The organism is Streptomyces sp. NPDC026515, assembly GCF_055567595.1.
Genome location: NZ_JBVHQD010000018.1, coordinates 163,600 through 179,192, shown reverse-complemented (window position 1 = coordinate 179,192; position 15,593 = coordinate 163,600). Strand labels below are relative to the sequence as shown.

The 15,593-nt window shown below is 71.1% G+C and carries 13 protein-coding genes, 2 pseudogenes and 1 riboswitch; of the genes and pseudogenes, 8 read left to right on the top strand and 7 right to left on the bottom strand.

The genetic code is table 11. The annotated features are described in order from the left end of the window. Positions 1-116: 116 nt before the first annotated feature. Positions 117-312: riboswitch (cyclic di-AMP (ydaO/yuaA leader) on the top strand. A gap of 5 nt (positions 313-317) precedes the next feature. Then, positions 318-806, top strand: a complete 489-nt coding sequence (locus ACZ4O3_RS32700) for a transglycosylase SLT domain-containing protein (RefSeq protein WP_362719875.1) — start codon at positions 318-320, stop codon at positions 804-806. A 9-nt stretch (positions 807-815) separates the two neighbouring features. On the opposite strand, the gene ACZ4O3_RS32695 is transcribed toward ACZ4O3_RS32700, so the two are convergent. Next, positions 816-1,622 carry an HAD family hydrolase gene (locus ACZ4O3_RS32695; RefSeq protein ID WP_362719872.1) on the bottom strand — a complete coding sequence of 269 codons (807 nt, stop codon included), beginning with the start codon at positions 1,620-1,622 and terminating at the stop codon, positions 816-818. A gap of 257 nt (positions 1,623-1,879) precedes the next feature. On the opposite strand from ACZ4O3_RS32695, the gene ACZ4O3_RS32690 reads away from it, so the two are divergent. After that, positions 1,880-2,374, top strand: a complete 495-nt coding sequence (locus tag ACZ4O3_RS32690; RefSeq protein ID WP_467725664.1) for a hypothetical protein — start codon at positions 1,880-1,882, stop codon at positions 2,372-2,374. A gap of 159 nt (positions 2,375-2,533) precedes the next feature. On the opposite strand, the pseudogene ACZ4O3_RS32685 reads toward ACZ4O3_RS32690, so the two are convergent. Further along, positions 2,534-3,764 (bottom strand): annotated as a pseudogene (locus ACZ4O3_RS32685) (carboxylate--amine ligase). Positions 3,765-4,009: 245 nt separating this feature from the next. Here ACZ4O3_RS32685 and fahA point away from each other — a divergent pair. The 3 genes from fahA to ACZ4O3_RS32670 all read left to right on the top strand — a co-directional run bounded on the left by fahA (position 4,010) and on the right by ACZ4O3_RS32670 (position 7,299). Continuing rightward, the gene (fahA, locus tag ACZ4O3_RS32680) at positions 4,010-5,227 is read left to right on the top strand and encodes a fumarylacetoacetase (RefSeq protein WP_362729757.1); all 1,218 of its coding nucleotides are present in this window, start codon (positions 4,010-4,012) and stop codon (positions 5,225-5,227) included. Between the two features lie 292 nt (positions 5,228-5,519). Continuing rightward, positions 5,520-6,458 (top strand): M56 family metallopeptidase, encoded by a 939-nt coding sequence (locus ACZ4O3_RS32675; RefSeq protein ID WP_467725662.1) that lies wholly within the window; start codon positions 5,520-5,522, stop codon positions 6,456-6,458. 175 nt (positions 6,459-6,633) lie between these two features. After that, positions 6,634-7,299, top strand: coding sequence for a tetratricopeptide repeat protein (locus ACZ4O3_RS32670; protein ID WP_467725660.1), 666 nt, complete (start codon positions 6,634-6,636; stop codon positions 7,297-7,299). Positions 7,300-7,427: 128 nt separating this feature from the next. On the opposite strand, the gene ACZ4O3_RS32665 is transcribed toward ACZ4O3_RS32670, so the two are convergent. Beyond that, complete coding sequence (locus tag ACZ4O3_RS32665; protein WP_362729141.1) at positions 7,428-8,243, bottom strand: helix-turn-helix transcriptional regulator; 816 nt, start codon at positions 8,241-8,243, stop codon at positions 7,428-7,430. A 72-nt stretch (positions 8,244-8,315) separates the two neighbouring features. Between ACZ4O3_RS32665 and ACZ4O3_RS32660 the strand changes: the two genes are divergently transcribed. Then, entirely contained in the window at positions 8,316-9,032 is a 717-nt protein-coding gene (locus ACZ4O3_RS32660) for an SDR family oxidoreductase (protein WP_467725658.1), read from the top strand. Positions 9,033-9,044: 12 nt separating this feature from the next. On the opposite strand, the pseudogene ACZ4O3_RS32655 reads toward ACZ4O3_RS32660, so the two are convergent. Continuing rightward, a pseudogene (locus ACZ4O3_RS32655) lies at positions 9,045-9,211 on the bottom strand (IS5/IS1182 family transposase); the annotation flags it as partial. Between the two features lie 64 nt (positions 9,212-9,275). On the opposite strand from ACZ4O3_RS32655, the gene ACZ4O3_RS32650 reads away from it, so the two are divergent. Then, positions 9,276-9,422 carry a hypothetical protein gene (locus ACZ4O3_RS32650; RefSeq protein WP_467725656.1) on the top strand — a complete coding sequence of 49 codons (147 nt, stop codon included), beginning with the start codon at positions 9,276-9,278 and terminating at the stop codon, positions 9,420-9,422. Positions 9,423-9,452: 30 nt separating this feature from the next. Here the strand turns inward: ACZ4O3_RS32650 and recQ are convergent, their stop codons facing one another. After that, on the bottom strand, positions 9,453-11,465 hold the full coding sequence (gene recQ, locus ACZ4O3_RS32645) for a DNA helicase RecQ (protein WP_467725655.1): 2,013 nt from the start codon (positions 11,463-11,465) through the stop codon (positions 9,453-9,455). A gap of 269 nt (positions 11,466-11,734) precedes the next feature. Here recQ and ACZ4O3_RS32640 point away from each other — a divergent pair, with 269 nt between their 5' ends. After that, positions 11,735-12,256 carry a hypothetical protein gene (locus ACZ4O3_RS32640; RefSeq protein ID WP_467725654.1) on the top strand — a complete coding sequence of 174 codons (522 nt, stop codon included), beginning with the start codon at positions 11,735-11,737 and terminating at the stop codon, positions 12,254-12,256. A 119-nt stretch (positions 12,257-12,375) separates the two neighbouring features. On the opposite strand, the gene nuoN is transcribed toward ACZ4O3_RS32640, so the two are convergent. Further along, complete coding sequence (nuoN, locus tag ACZ4O3_RS32635) at positions 12,376-14,025, bottom strand: NADH-quinone oxidoreductase subunit NuoN (RefSeq protein ID WP_362718182.1); 1,650 nt, start codon at positions 14,023-14,025, stop codon at positions 12,376-12,378. Further along, positions 14,022-15,593, bottom strand: coding sequence for an NADH-quinone oxidoreductase subunit M (locus tag ACZ4O3_RS32630; RefSeq protein ID WP_362718179.1), 1,572 nt, complete (start codon positions 15,591-15,593; stop codon positions 14,022-14,024). Before ACZ4O3_RS32630 ends, nuoN begins: the two co-directional genes overlap by 4 nt.

Sequence of the window (15,593 nt, the reverse complement as noted above, 5' to 3'; positions counted from 1 at the left end):
ATACGACTCAGATCAAGGTCAATCGGCGTGTTGGGGGAATCAGGTACTTGTTCCGGACATGTGCTCTCGCATACGTTCCGGCTCACCGGGCGGACGCCAAATCCTGCCGCCGCCCGTCGCGACCATCAACGAGTCCATTCGCACGGCAGGAGCGGGGGAACCAGGTAAGTCGCCGGACCGGGCGACCGACGTCACCGACGGACGTCGTACCGGAACGGCTAGGGGTGAAGTCGCCTCGCCTCAGGGCGGTGCGACCGGGAACTCCCCGAGCCCGAACCCGACAGCTCACCCCGCAGGCGACGGAGAGGAACCACGACATGTCTGCTGCCCCTCAGCACCGCCGTCCCCGCCGTAACCGCGTCGTCCGCACGCTCGCCGTCGCCGGTACCGGCGCCGCCGTTCTCGCCCTCCCGCTCATCGGTGCGACCGCCGCCTCCGCCGCCACTTCCACCACCTCGACGGCGTCCACGACGCTCGCCGGGTACCCGAACAACCTCGACGGCTGGATCCGCGAGTCGCTCGCGATCATGGCCGAAAAGAACATTCCGGGCAGCTACAACGGCATCTACCGCAACGTGATGCGTGAGTCCTCCGGCAACCCGCGGGCCATCAACCTCTGGGACTCCAACGCGGCCGCCGGCATCCCCTCCAAGGGCCTGCTCCAGGTGATCGACCCGACGTTCAAGACCTACCACGTGGACGGCACGTCGTTCGACGTCTACGACCCGGTCGCGAACATCACCGCCGCCTGCAACTACGCCGCCGCGCGGTACGGCTCGATCGACAACGTGCACGGCGCGTACTGACCGGCGCCGTCAGGTGAAGAGCCTTTCGAGGACGACGGCGATGCCGTCGTCCTCGTTCGACAGGGTGATCTCGTCGGCCACCGCCTTGAGTTCGGCGTGGGCGTTGGCCATGGCCACCCCGTAGGACGCCCAGTCGAACATGGGGATGTCGTTGGGCATGTCCCCGAAGGCGATGGCCCGTTCGGGGCTCAGCCCCAGATGGTCGGCGGCCAGTGCCAGCCCGGTCGCCTTGGTCACCCCGCACGGCTGGAGCTCGACCGTTCCCGGCCCCGACATGGTGACCGTCGCGAGCGATCCCACCACCGCGCGCGCGGTGGCCGCCAGTTCATCGTCCGACAGGGTGTGGTGGCGCAGCAGCACCTTGCTGATGGGCGCGCACCACAGGTCGTCCCGCCGTCCCACGCGCAGCGCGGGCAGCGTGGGGTGGGGCATCAGATAGCCCGGCTCGATGAGCGTGAGCCCGTCCACGCCGTCCTGGTCGACCGCCGCGTACACCTGCCCGACCTCGGCCTCGATCTTGCCCAGGGCGGTCTCGGCCAGCTCCCGGTCCAGGGTGACCGACCACAGCAGCCGGTCCGCGCCGGCGTCGTAGAGCTGGGCGCCCTGGCCGCAGACCGCGAGTCCCGCGCAACCGAGGTCGTCCAGGAGGGGGCGCACTCTCGGCGCGGGGCGGCCGGTCACCACGAGATGCCGGGCGCCGACCCGGCCCGCCCGCGCGAGCGCGGCGAGCGACCGTTCCGAGAGGGTGTCGTCGGCACGCAGCAGTGTGCCGTCCAGGTCGGTGGCGATCAGTGAGTACGGGGTGGGTGCGACCATGATCAGAGAATACGGACAGCACGTCCCTGAGACTCACTGTGCGTTTCGGCCTCAAATGGCGGCCGCCGTATCGGCGATGGGGCGTTGCCGGTGGCGCGCGTTACGTTCGCGGTGGGTCGGCGGTACCGATCGGGCAGGAGCGGCGTGGTGACGGACGGACCGGAGGACTTCCGGGCGCATCGGCTGGAGGCGGTGACCGGGACGCGGCGGACCCCGGCGAGGCACGCTGGAACTGCGCCTGCCGGCTCCTCGACGGCTTGGAGCGGCTGGGCGACTGTCCCGGGGACCCGGTCGGCGGTGCGCTGTACACCGAGGAGACCAGGCGGCTCGGACTCTGGTCCGACGAGGACGGCGACGCCCCCGAACTGGACGCCGGGCAGGAGCTGTTGGGGCTGCACTTCACCGACGCGTGCGTACGGCCGGCGCAGGACCTGCGCGCCGGGGGCCGCATCGAGAAGATCCTCGGGCGGCCGCTGCCGGTCGTGGTCTTCGACATGTACTGCCCCCGCTGGGAGGCCGAGGCCACCAAGGCGGCCAGTCCGCCGTCGCTGACCGAGGAGTTCCCGGCCGGGCAGCGGGCTGCCGAGCACGGGTGGTCACGGGTGGCCCCGGGGCGGGGTGGCGGCCCGGCCCCGGGGCGGGTGGTGGCCGGTTCCGAGCCGTCCTGGCCAGGCGGTGGCCCGAGTCCGGTGGTGGCCGCTCCCCTGTGCGTGTCAGGCGTGGGCGGCCGCCAGGCGCCTGGTCAGGCGTGAGGAGACCCGTTCCGTACCGCATACGAACCGCGTCACCGGACCGTACGAGGCGACCGCGGCCGGCAGGTGACGTACGGGCCGAGCACGGACGAGGCGTATCCGGCGCCTGGGAGTCGGGGCGCCGTGGCCGGCCGCGACGCGGGGGCGCGGACGTGGTGCCTACTTCGTGGACGTGCTGGAGCCGCGGCGGTGGGCGCGCCACAGCCCGTAGAGGTGCTTCGCGCCGGACGCACGAAACGGGCGAGCATCGTGACGAACGGCAGCGGGTCGTGACCCGCGAGCCAGGCCGGCCCGGTCCCGCTGGGGCGCTCCGGCGCGTGCGGCGTCGTATAGCCGCTGCGGCGGCAGGCGAGGAGGGCAGGGAGGTCGGTGTTCTCCACGACGTACCGGTGGCCGGCGCGCTGCTCCCCGTCCGGAACCCGGCGCCCGGTCAGATCCAGGCGCACGGCGCGGACCACGTCCACCCCCGACTCGCTTTCGAAGAGCCGGAACTGGGCGCCCATGCGGGGGTTGAAGTCGAGCAGCCTGTACCGCCCGTCATGGCGGTCGAAGCGCAGGTCGAGATCGATGACGCCGCTGAAGCCGACCTGTTTGATGAAGCGCGTGACAAGATCGGCGAGCTCCGGGGTGTCGACGACGTACGCGTTGGCCGTCGTGCCCGCGTGCGGCGGCCACGAGCGCACCTTGACGCCGGTGAACAGGGCACGCGGGTTCGGGTCGGCGTCGAAGCAGGCGTGCACGATCCAGTCCTCGGCGTCCTCCCCCGGAAGGTACTCCTGGAGGATGACACCCGGATGGGTGCCCCATGCACGCGCGAGAGTGAGCAGTCCCTCGCGAGTGGCAATCTTCGTCGTGCCGTTGACGGCGGGCCGACTGCGGCGGACGAACGCCTCACGGTTCTTGGCGACGATCGGGAAGCGGGCCGTCTCGGCGAAGACGACGATGTCGTCGTACGACTGCGGGAGGGCGGCCGCAGGACTGGGGATGCCGTGTTCCTCGCACAGTTCGTGCAGCCCCTGCCTGCCGGCGAGCCGGCGCGGCAGTGCGGACTCGACACGCGGGAAGAGAAACCTGCCGCCGAGCGCGTCCTGGTGCTCGGCGATCAGGACGGCGGCCTATGCGCAGCAGTCCCTCGACCAGATGGCCCTGTTCCTCGGCTCCCGTCGTCGGCCATACGAACGCCCGTATGAGGTAACGGGCGGTGGCCGCCGGTGTGCAGGCAGTCCTCGGTGATCGCGTACATGGGAACGCCGAGGCGTCCCGGACTGCGAATCGCGCCGACCCCGCCGGGATGCGGCGGACAGTCGCCGAACTTGACGATCAGGCCCGGCACGTCGCGATCCGCGTCGAGCGGCGTGCCGACGGCATTCCTGGCCACGGGTCCCCCCACGGGTCCCCCCTGTACGGACCGGATCCACCCCCGTCCGTCTCCCCCGAAGGACGCTGAGCCGGAATTGCGCCCTCCGACAATGTCTATTCGGACATTGCGAACTCTTTAGACACTGCCGCGACGGCCAACTCACCCGTAACGTGTGGCGCGACCACATGGAATGCCGCCCAACGCCAGAGCGACGTCACCGCACAGTCGGCCCGGCGCGGCACGGATGAGAGCGAGGCAGTCACCCCATGCCCCCCTTGCCCCCTTTCGAGGTCCCCGAGGGTGACCCCTTCGGCCCGCACAATCTTCCGTATGGCGTGTTCTCGACCCCCGAGAGCACGGAACGCAGGGTTGGCGTCCGCCTCGGCGACCACGTACTCGACGCCGGTGCCGCGGCTCTCGCCCTCGGCTCCCCCTACGCCACGATGCTCGCCCGCCCGACCCTCAACCCGCTGCTGGCCGCGGGCCGCACCGCGTGGTCGGACGTACGGCGCGCCCTGACCGCGTGGGTGACCGTGCCCGCGCACCGCGAGGTGCTCGAACCCCTCTTCCACCCGCTGTCAGCGGTGGCCATGCACCTGCCCTTCGAGGTAGCCGACTACGTCGACTTCTACGCCTCGGAGAACCACGCCCGGAACGCCGGCCGCATCTTCCGCCCCGACGCCGTCGAACCGCTCACCCCCAACTGGAAGCATCTTCCGATCGGTTACCACGGCCGCGCGGGCACCGTCGTGGTGTCGGGAACGGACGTCGTACGGCCGTCGGGCCAGCGCAAGACGTCCACGGACCCCTCGGAGGCGCCGGTGTTCGGCCCGTCGGCCCGGCTGGACATCGAAGCCGAGGTCGGCTTCGTCGTGGGGACGCCGTCGCAGCAGGGCCGGCCGGTGGCGCTGAGCGACTTCCGGGAGCACGTGTTCGGGCTCACGCTCCTGAACGACTGGTCGGCGCGCGACATCCAGGCGTGGGAGTACGTGCCGCTCGGCCCGTTCCTCGGCAAGTCCTTCGCCACCTCGGTCTCGGCCTGGATCACCCCGCTGGACGCCCTGGAGGAGGCACGGGTGGCCCCGCCCCGGCGGACGCACCCGCTGCTGCCGTACCTCGACGACGCCGCTGAGGAACCCGCGGGCTACGATCTGCGGATCTCGATCGCGATCAACGGTCATGTGGTGTCCGAGCCGCCGTTCTCCACCATGTACTGGACGGCCGCCCAGCAACTCGCCCACCTGACCGTCAACGGCGCCTCACTGCGCACCGGCGACCTGTACGGCTCCGGCACGGTGAGCGGTACGGAACCCGCGGAGCGCGGATCGCTGCTGGAGCTCACCTGGAACGGGCGGGACCCGCTCGACCTCCCGGACGGCAAGCGGACCTACCTGGAGGACGGCGACGAGGTGACGCTGTCCGCGTGGGCGCCGGGGCCGGGCGGGAGCCGGGTGGGACTCGGGGACGTCAGCGGGCGGATCGTCGCCGGGTGAGGGGCGGCGGGCGGGGAGGCCGGGCCGGGAGACGCTCGCGCGCGTAGGTGCTCCGTCCGCCGGGCTTCGGTGCGGAGAACACCCGGATCCTCGTCGGAACCTGACTCGGGGCGTTCCGTCCCGTCATACTGGCGGGACACGCACCATGCGATGCGCCCGCACGCGCAGCATGCGAGGCGACGGCGCACCTGTCACGTGACGCGCCGGCGTACGCACTCCGTCGCGCAACGGCGCATCACCCCCGCACCACCCGCCACCGCACGCCCCTCCGATCGGGAAACGGAGCCTCGGCATGACCTTCTGCCTGCTCCTGCTGAGCGTCGTCGCCCTGACGGCCGCGGTACCCGCGCCGCGCACGCTGGTGCGGGCCCTGTGGCCCGAACGGGAACCGGTGGTCGCGCTGTGGGTGTGGCAGTGCCTGGTCGCCACCGTGCTGATGTGCTGCCTGACCGCGCTCGTCCTGGGTGCGGCGGCCGTCTTCCACACGGTGCGCGACCGGGTGTTCGCTCCGGCGCCACCGGCGGTCACCGCGGCGTACGACCTCTCTGTCGCACCCTTGTGGGCGGTCGCCCTCACGGTCCTGCTCGCGTGCGGGGCCGCGTGGACGACGGCGATGCTCACCCGTGAGCTGGTCGAGGCCCGGCGGCGGCGCGGCCAGACCCGCGCGCACCTGCGCGAACGGGCACCGGAACTGCCGGCGGGGCTGCCCGCGGCACGCGGCCCGATGCTGGTGCTGGAGGACGAATACCCCGACGCCTGGTGGATGCCCGGGCATCCCGCCCAGTTGGTCGTGACGACCGGCGCACTGCACCGCCTCACCGACCACCAGCTCGACGCCGTCCTCACGCATGAGCGGGGTCACGCGCGCGCCCATCACGACTGGCTGCTCCACCTGTCCAGCGCACTGGCCACGGGCTTCCCGCGCGTGCCGCTGTTCTCGCACTTCTGCGACCAGACCCACCGGCTCGTCGAGCTGGCCGCCGACGACGCGGCGTCCCGCCGCTGCGGTCACCTCACCACGGCCCTGGCCCTGATCGAGCTGAACCAGCACCGTGGAGTCCTGTCCTGCGCGTCCAGCCGCCGGCTGCTCGGCGAGCGGGTCGACCGGCTCCTGGAACCGCCACCACGCCTGCTGCGCCGTCAGCGGGCCCTGACGACGACGGTGGCCGCACTCGTGCCCCTGCTGCCGCTGCTGATCACGTTCGCTCCGGGGCTGACGGCGCTCGGATAGGGCTCTGCCCCGGCTGGAGGTCCGGCGATGGGCGATGCCCGCGCGGCGCAACGGACGGATTCCGATCGGGCCCTGGACGGGCTGGAGCCTGAGCCGCTCGGGAAATCCCTCGGCTGTTTCCGTCGGCCCGGGGATAGCCTCGGCACTGCCGTAGTCCGACGGGGAGGGGCATGACATGCAGGACGCGCAGGACGTGCAGCGGCCGGACTGGGTCGCGCATGCTGGGGAGCTTTTCGAAGCGGCGATGTTCGCCGGCGACGCGTCCGCGTTGGACCGGTGCGACGACGTGCTGGACGCTGTCGAGGCGCCGCTGTCCATGGCGCGCGGCAAGCTTCTGCACGTGCGCTTCCTGAACGACCGTGAGGAGAACGGCCGGGAACTGGCGCTGTTCGAGCGGGCGGCCGAGCTGTACCGGCGGCTGGGGGACGCGTCGGGTGAGGCGGACGCGTTGTTCTGGATCGGCTGCTGGCACCAGGTGGTGAAGGGCGACGGCGTCACCGGCAGGCCGTACTTCGAGCAGTCGTACGCGCTGGCGCAATCCGTCGGCGACCAAAAGACGATGTCCTACGCGATCCGCCACCTCGGCTTCGCCGACAAGGACGCGGGCGACGTCGACCGGGCGCGTCAACGGTTGACCGAGTCGGTGACGCTGCGCCGGGCGATCGGCTTCAGGCCCGGCGAAGCGGCCGGCCTGGTGGCACTGGCCTATCTCGCGGCCGAGACCGGTAACAGGTCGGTGGCGCTCCACCACCTGGACGAGGCGCAGGCCGTCGCCGAGAGCTGCGGCGCGAAAGCCGTGACGGGGTGGATCGAGCAGGCTCGCACGACAGTCCGGGCTTAGAGCCCGCGCGGACAGGCGGCGTGGAAAACCTCGGCATCAAGGTGGGCACAGGCTCGAGTGAATGGTGAGTTGCGACGCTCTGCGACCGTTGGCGAGACCTGTGCGCTTCCTTCGTTTCAGGTCGCGTTTCAGGTCGCCTGCGTGGCCAGCCTGCGCAGGGCCCGGACGGCGGGTGATCCGGGGTCGGCCGTCATCAGGACAACCTCCTGGTCATCCTCGGGCACGAGCAGGACGTCGCAGTTCAACCGCAGCGCACCGGCCTCCGGATGGTCCAGGGTCTTGGTGCGATGCCCGGGAGCGTGGACCGGACGCGCCTCCCAGATCTGCCGGAACTCCTCACTGCCGGCGTGCAGTTCGGCCAGCAGCGCGGCCAGCTGCGGGTCATGCGGGTAGCGGTCCGCGGCCCGGCGCAGCCGCGCCACCACGATGTGCCCGAATTCCTCGGCGCTGGAGCTCTCGTACATCCGCCCCTGGCCCAGGAAGCGGCGTCGGGCCAGGTTCGTCGTCCCGCCTCCAAGGTCGGCGCCGAGCAGTGCCCGGGCCAGGGGGTTCCAGGTGACAACGTCGTACGCCGCATCAGTGACGATGGCACCGGTCTCCGGCAGCCGCTCCAGCATCCGGGCCACGTGCGGGCGCACCCGCCGCACGGCGCTGATGCCGGGCGGCGCGCTCGAACCCGCCAGGCGGAACAGGTGGCTGCGCTCGGCCGGAGCGAGCCGCAGCGCGCGAGCCAGCGCGTCCAGGATCCGGGGCGATGGCCGTGGTCCCCGGGCCTGCTCCAGCCGCGTGTAGTAGTCGACCGACATGTGGGCGAGCTCCGCCACCTCTTCGCGGCGCAGACCCGGTGTGCGGCGGTCGGTGCCTGTCGCCGCCAGGCCGATCTCGTGAGGACGCAGGGCCGCCCGGCGGTCCCGCAGGTAGTGGGCCAGCTCCTGCCGCGCCATGTCGCCTCCTCGTCACTGCCTGGTACAGGCTGTCCCTGGCAGGGCTCCCACGACCATAGAAGTGTGGTTGCCATGAACGAACGCACAGCTCTGGTCACCGGTGCCAACAAGGGCATCGGCAAGCATATCGCCCGGCTGCTCGCCGCCGAGGGCCTCACCGTGTACGTGGGCTCCCGTGATGCCGGGCGCGGGCAGCGGGCCGTTGAGGAGATCGGTGCCGGGGCCCGGCTGCTGGTCCTCGATGTGACGGATCCCGACGGTGTCGCACAGGCCGCGGCTCAGGTGGACCGCTTGGACGTCCTGGTCAACAACGCCGGCATCTCACCGTCACTCGCCGCGCCGGCCGACACCCTCGTCGAGGAACACCGGCGCACGTACGAGACCAACGTGTTCGGGGTGGTGTCGGTGACCAATGCCTTCCTGCCCGCCCTGGGCCGGTCCTCGCACCCGCGCATCGTCAACATCTCCAGTGGCACCGCGTCGCTGACCTGGAGCACAAACCCCAACCCCCAGTTCACCCCGGGAAGCGGTGGCGCTGCCGCCTACCGGTCGTCCAAGGCCGCCCTCAATGCCCTCACCGTCTTCTACGCCCAGACGCTGGCCGAGGACGGCTTCAAGGTCAACGCGCTCGCCCCCGGCCTGCGGGCCACCGAACTCAACCCCCGGGCCGCCGCTGCCGGCGGCGACCCGGCCGAGGCAGCGCAGGGTGCCCTCCGCCTGGCCCTGCTGCCGGACGACGGCCCCACCGGTGGCTTCTTCTCCTGGGACGGAACGCCCGTGCCCTGGTGATTGGTGATCAGTCGGGCGGCGTCGGAGACGGGTGTCCCGACGGTGTGTGGCCCATGCCTGCCGGATCAGACTGCGCACGGTGATGATCGTGTCGGCGAGGTCGAAGAAGGCGTCGATGACGGGGGTGCGGGGCTCGTAGCGGCGGGCGAGGCGGTGGAGGCGTTCTGCCAGGCGTGGGTGCCGACCCGGCCTGGCAGGTGCGTGCCGGAGCCGCCAGGGCGCCGGCCGCGGCCGGCGCCGCCGTTGGCGGTGCCCGCTCTCACCAAGTCGCTCGGCGATCCGAACGCCGACGTCCGCGAGGCGGCCGTCCTCGTCCTGACCCGGCACGCCGGTGCCGAGGAGGCCCGCGCGGACGCGGACGTCAGGGCGTATGCGGTGCGGGGGCTCTGAGCGGGGCCCCCGCGCCGGGGCCGGGTCGGGCTATATCCAGTCCTCCGGTTCCGGCTCCGCGTCCATCTCGGGCCAGTGGTCCTCGTCCCCGGTCCCGGCAGCCGCGGGGGCCGAGGAGGACGGCGAGGCCGAGGAGGACGGCGTCTTCAGGGAGGCGAGCACTCCGAGCACGCCCTCCCCGTAGGTCATGAGCTTCTTCTCGCCGACGCCGCCGACGGTGGCCAGCTCGGCGACCGACTCGGGCCATCGGCCGACGATCTCCCGGAGCGTGGCGTCATGGAAGATCACGTACGCGGGTACGCCCTGTTCACGGGCCTGTTCGGCGCGCCAGGCACGGAGTGCCTCGAACGCGGGGAGCAGTTCCTCGGACAGCTCCGCCACCGCCGCCTTCGCCCTGCCCTTGCCGGAGGACCCGGCGGATCCGGACGTCCCGGAGGACCGGGAGACCACGGGTTTCTTCGGCTCCTTGCGGAGCGGAACCTCCCGTTCGCGCCGCAGTACCGTCCCGCTGGCCTCGGTGAGCACCAGCGTGCCGTACTCGCCCTCGACGGCCAGCAGCCCCTGGGCGAGCAGCTGCCGGACGACGCCCCGCCATTCACCCTCGTCGAGGTCGGTGCCGATACCGAAGACGGACAGCTGATCGTGGTCGAACTGGATGACCTTGGCGGTGCGCTTGCCGAGCAGGATGTCGACGATCTGGACGGCGCCGAACTTCTGCCCGCGTTCGCGCTGGAGCCGTACCACCGTGGAGAGGGCCTTTTGGGCGGCGACGGTGCCGTCCCAGGTCTCTGGCGGGGTGAGGCAGGTGTCGCAGTTGCCGCAGCCCTCCGGAGGCGGATCCTGGCCGAAGTACTTGAGCAGCTGCCCGCGGCGGCACTGGGCGGTCTCGCACAGCGCGAGCATCGAGTCGAGATGGGCCTGGGCGCGGCGCCGGAACGCCTCGTCGCCCTCGCCGGACTGGATGAGTTTGCGCTGCTGTATGACGTCGTTGAGGCCGTAGGCCATCCAGGCGGTGGAGGGCAGGCCGTCACGGCCGGCGCGGCCGGTCTCCTGGTAGTAGCCCTCGACGGACTTGGGCAGGTCGAGGTGGGCGACGAACCGGACGTCGGGTTTGTCGATGCCCATGCCGAAGGCGATGGTGGCGACGACGACCAGGCCGTCCTCACGCAGGAAGCGGGACTGGTGGGCCGCGCGGGTGCCCGCGTCGAGGCCGGCGTGGTACGGGACGGCCTCGATGCCGTTGCGGGTGAGGAATTCGGCCGTGGCTTCGACCGACTTGCGCGAGAGGCAGTAGACGATGCCCGCGTCGCCTTCGTGTTCCTGACGGAGGTAGGTGAGCAGCTGCTTCTTGGGGTCTGCCTTGGGGACGATCCGGTACTGGATGTTCGGCCGGTCGAAGCTGGCCACGAAGTGCCGGGCGGCCGGCATGTGCAGCCGCTGGGTGATCTCCTCGTGGGTCGCGTGGGTGGCGGTGGCCGTGAGCGCGATGCGGGGGACGTCCGGCCAGCGCTCGCCGAGGAGGGAGAGGGCGAGGTAGTCGGGACGGAAGTCGTGGCCCCACTGGGAGACGCAGTGCGCCTCGTCGATGGCGAAGACGGCGATCTTGCCGCGGGCGAGCAGGTCCAGTGTGGAGTCCAGGCGCAGCCGCTCGGGTGCCAGGTAGAGCAGGTCGAGCTCGCCGGCGAGGAACTGGGCCTCGACCACGCGTCGCTCGTCGAAGTCCTGGGTGGAGTTGACGAAGCCGGCGTTCACGCCGAGGGCGCGCAGGGCGTCCACCTGGTCCTGCATGAGCGCGATGAGCGGTGAGACCACGATGCCGGTACCGGGTCTGACCAGGGCGGGGATCTGGTAGCACAGCGACTTTCCGCCGCCGGTGGGCATGAGGACGACGGCGTCTCCGCCGGCCACCACATGCTCGATGATCGATTCCTGCTCGCCCCGGAAGGCGTCGTACCCGAAAACCCTGTGCAGCGTGGCCAGTGCCTCGCTGTCCGCCGGTCCGGGCGTCTGCCGCGTCCCCGGCGGCTCGGTCGTCCCTGGCATCTCGTTGGTTCCGCCCGTCCCGCCCATCGTCGTGCCCCCCGTACGTCGTCCCTCGACCACTGCCTCCACGATAGGGGCACGGACCGACAGCGCCTGAGTTGTCCACAGGCTCGCCGCTTCCTTGTCCGAGAGTGCCCTCAGCCCTTTGGCCGTCCTCGCGTGGCGCCCCGGAACCGGCGCGGGCCATGCTGCACGGGCGGGACCGGGGAGGCCCGCGCTGTATGGAGGCGCCGCACTCGCGTGCCTCTTCCGCCCCAAGGAGCATCAGGATGTCTCTCAGGTCCCGCACCGCCGGCGCCGTTCTGGCGCTGGCCGTGCCGTTCGCTCTGGCCGCGGTTCCCGCCGACGCGGCTCCCGTTCCCGAGGCCGACCCGTTCGTGTGGACGGATCTGACTCCCACGTACACGGCCACCGCGGACTACCAGTACGAGCCGTTCGCGGTCACGGACGGTTACAAGCCCGTCGGCCGGTGTGCGCAGGACACCGCGACCGGCAAGGGAGGCGCGGGCTACCACTACGTGAACCCCGCCCACGTCGGCAGCCTCGACCCGGCCGAGCCCGCGGGTCTTCTCTACGAGACCGACAGCGACGGCGCCCGCGCCCTGGTGGGGGTGGAGTGGATCGTTCGGGCGGACGCCCCAGGGACCGCGCCGACGCTGTTCGGGCAGACGTTCCAGGGGCCGGCGACCCTGGAGGGCGTGGGCTCCGTGTACACGCTGCACGCCTGGATCTGGAAGGACAATCCGAGCGGTCTGTTCGCACCGTGGAACCCGACGGTCACGTGCCCGTAGGGGCGGCTCCGACCGGCGCGTGACGTGCCGGCGTCCTGTGAGCCCCGCGGCCGAAGCCCACGCGCGCGTGGGCCCCGGTTCCTCGGAAGGAACCGGGGCCCACGGCCGTACCGCAACGGTCAGCGAACGAAGACTCCCGCCTGGTTGGCCAGGTCCAGGAAGTACTGCGGGGCCACGCCGAGCACCAGCGTGACCGCGACGCCGACGCCGATCGCCGCCATGGTCAGCGGTGACGGGACGGCGACCGTGGGCCCGTCGGGCCTGGGCTCGCTGAAGAACATCAGCACGATCACGCGGATGTAGAAGAACGCGGCGATCGCCGACGAGATCACACCGACGACGACCAGCGGGCCGGCCCCGCCCTCCGCCGCCGCCTTGAACACGGCGAACTTCCCGGCGAAGCCGGAGGTCAGCGGGATACCGGCGAAGGCCAGCAGGAACACCGCGAAGACGGCCGCGACCAGCGGCGAGCGGCGGCCGAGACCGGCCCACTTGGACAGGTGCGTGGCCTCGCCGCCGGCGTCGCGCACCAGGGTGACCACGGCGAAGGCGCCAATGGTCACGAAGGAGTAGCCGGCCAGGTAGAACAGGACGGACGACACGCCGTCCTTCGAGGTCGCGATGACACCCGCCAGGATGAATCCGGCGTGCGCGATCGACGAGTACGCGAGCAGTCGCTTGATGTCGGTCTGGGTGATCGCGACGATCGCGCCGCCCAGCATGGTGATGATCGCGACGCCCCACATGACCGGCCGCCAGTCCCAGCGCAGGCCGGGCAGGACGACGTACAGCAGGCGCAGCAGCGCGCCGAACGCGGCCACCTTGGTCGCCGCCGCCATGAAGCCGGTCACCGGGGTGGGCGCGCCCTGGTAGACGTCGGGGGTCCACATGTGGAAGGGGACCGCGCCGACCTTGAAGAGCAGGCCCATGACGACCATGGCGGTGCCGATCAGGAGCAGTGCGTCGTTGCCCATGGTGTCGGCGAGGGCGGGGTCGACGTTGGTGACGGTGCCGTCGACGACCTGGGAGACGGTGGCGTAGGAGACCGACCCGGCGTACCCGTACAGCAGCGCGATGCCGAACAGGGTGAACGCGGAGGCGAAGGCGCCGAGCAGGAAGTACTTGACCGCGGCTTCCTGGGACATCAGGCGCTTGCGGCGGGCCAGGGCGCACATCAGGTACAGCGGGAGGGAGAAGACCTCCAGGGCCACGAAGAGCGTCAGCAGGTCGTTGGCCGAGGGGAACACCAGCATGCCGGCGACCGCGAAGAGGAGCAGCGGGAAGACCTCGGTGGTGGTGAAGCCCGCCTTCACCGCGGCCTGCTCGCTGTCGCTGCCGGGCACGGAGGCGGCCTGTGCGGCGAAGGAGTCGACGCGGTTGCCGTGGGCGGCCGGGTCGAGGCGGCGTTCGGCGAAGGTGAACAGGCCGAGCAGGCCGGCCAGCAGGATCGTGCCCTGCAGGAACAGGGACGGTCCGTCGACGGCGATGGCGCCCATCGCGGCGATGTGCGCCTTGGTGGTGCCGTAGCCGTCCGCGGCCAGTGCGACGACCGCCGCGAAGGCCGCGCACAGCGCCACGGCGGAGACGAAGACCTGCGCGTAGTAGCGGAACTTGCGCGGGACGAACGCCTCGACGAGCACCCCGACGATCGCCGCGCCGAGCACGATCAGGGTGGGGGACAATTGTCCGTATTCGATCTTCGGCGCGTCGATCTTCGCGATCGGCTCCGCCGCGGTTGTCCACAGGCTGTGGACGGCTGCTGCGCTCACTTGGCCGCCTCCACTGCGGGCTTCGGGTCGGTCTTGTGTACGTCCGACATGGTCTGCTTGACCGCCGGGTTGACGATGTCCGTGACGGGCTTCGGGTAGACGCCCAGGAAGATCAGCAGAACGATCAGCGGGGTGACGACCACGAGCTCACGCGCGCGTAGGTCGGGCATCGCGGAGACCTCCGGTTTCACCGGGCCCGTCATCGTCCGCTGGTAGAGGACGAGGGTGTAGAGCGCGGCGAGGACGATGCCGAAGGTGGCGATGATGCCGATGGCCGGGTAGCGCGTGAACGTGCCGACCAGCACGAGGAACTCGCTCACGAAGGGGGCCAGACCCGGCAGCGACAGGGTCGCCAGGCCGCCGATCAGGAAGGTGCCGGCCAGCACCGGGGCGACCTTCTGCACGCCGCCGTAGTCGGCGATGAGCCGCGAGCCGCGCCGGGAGATCAGGAAGCCGGCGACCAGCATCAGCGCGGCGGTGGAGATGCCGTGGTTGACCATGTAGAGGGTGGCGCCGGACTGGCCCTGGCTGGTCATCGCGAAGATGCCCAGGATGATGAAGCCGAAGTGCGAGATGGACGCGTAGGCGACCAGACGCTTGATGTCCCGCTGGCCGACGGCGAGCAGCGCGCCGTAGATGATGCTGATCACGGCGAGCACGAGGATGGCGGGTGTCGCCCACTTCGAGGCCTCCGGGAACAGCTGCAGGCAGAAGCGGAGCATCGCGAACGTGCCCACCTTGTCGACCACCGCCGTGATGAGCACGGCGACGGGGGCGGTGGACTCCTGCATGGCGTTGGGCAGCCAGGTGTGCAGCGGCCACAGCGGCGCCTTCACCGCGAAGGCGAAGAAGAAGCCGAGGAACAGCCAGCGTTCGGTGCTGGTCGCCATGTGCAGCGACCCGTTCGCGCGGGCCTGCGCGATCTCGGCGAGGGAGAAGCTCCCGGCGACCACGTAGAGGCCGATCACCGCGGCCAGCATGATCAGGCCGCCGACCAGGTTGTAGAGGAGGAACTTCACGGCCGCGTACGAGCGTTGGGCCGCCGCGTTCTCGTCGGAGCCCGCGTGGGCACGGTCCCCGAAGCCGCCGATGAGGAAGTACATCGGGATCAGCATGGCTTCGAAGAAGATGTAGAAGAGGAAGACGTCGGTGGCCTCGAAGGAGATGATCACCATCGCCTCGACGGCCAGGATCAGGGCGAAGAAGCCCTGGGTGGGCCGCCACCGCTTGCTGCCGGTCTCCAGCGGGTCGGCGTCGTGCCAGCCGGCCAGGATGATGAACGGGATCAGCAGGGCGGTCAGGGCGAGCAGGGCGACCGCGATGCCGTCGACGCCCAGTTCGTAGCGGACCCCGAAGTCCGAGATCCAGGCGTGGGACTCGGTGAGCTGGTAGCGGGAGCCGTCCGGGTCGAAGCGGACCAGGACGACGATCGCGAGCACCAGGGTGGCGAGCGAGACCAGCAGGGCGAGCCATTTGGCGGCGGTTCGCCGTGCGGCCGGTACGGCGGCCGTGGCGACCGCGCCGACGGCCGGGAGCACCGCCGTCGCTGTCAGCAGAGGAAAGGACAT

Excerpts from the sequence above, each read along its gene's own strand:
- ACZ4O3_RS32665 (WP_362729141.1), bottom strand. The coding sequence starts at position 8,243 with ATGGCGCGGCAGGAGCTGGCCCACTACCTGCGGGACCGCCGGGCGGCC.
- ACZ4O3_RS32660 (WP_467725658.1), top strand. The coding sequence starts at position 8,316 with ATGAACGAACGCACAGCTCTGGTCACCGGTGCCAACAAGGGCATCGGC.
- ACZ4O3_RS32675 (WP_467725662.1), top strand. The coding sequence starts at position 5,520 with ATGACCTTCTGCCTGCTCCTGCTGAGCGTCGTCGCCCTGACGGCCGCG.
- ACZ4O3_RS32670 (WP_467725660.1), top strand. The coding sequence starts at position 6,634 with ATGCAGGACGCGCAGGACGTGCAGCGGCCGGACTGGGTCGCGCATGCT.
- ACZ4O3_RS32695 (WP_362719872.1), bottom strand. The coding sequence starts at position 1,622 with ATGGTCGCACCCACCCCGTACTCACTGATCGCCACCGACCTGGACGGC.
- ACZ4O3_RS32640 (WP_467725654.1), top strand. The coding sequence starts at position 11,735 with ATGTCTCTCAGGTCCCGCACCGCCGGCGCCGTTCTGGCGCTGGCCGTG.
- recQ (WP_467725655.1), bottom strand. The coding sequence starts at position 11,465 with ATGCCAGGGACGACCGAGCCGCCGGGGACGCGGCAGACGCCCGGACCG.
- ACZ4O3_RS32630 (WP_362718179.1), bottom strand. The coding sequence starts at position 15,593 with ATGTCCTTTCCTCTGCTGACAGCGACGGCGGTGCTCCCGGCCGTCGGC.
- ACZ4O3_RS32700 (WP_362719875.1), top strand. The coding sequence starts at position 318 with ATGTCTGCTGCCCCTCAGCACCGCCGTCCCCGCCGTAACCGCGTCGTC.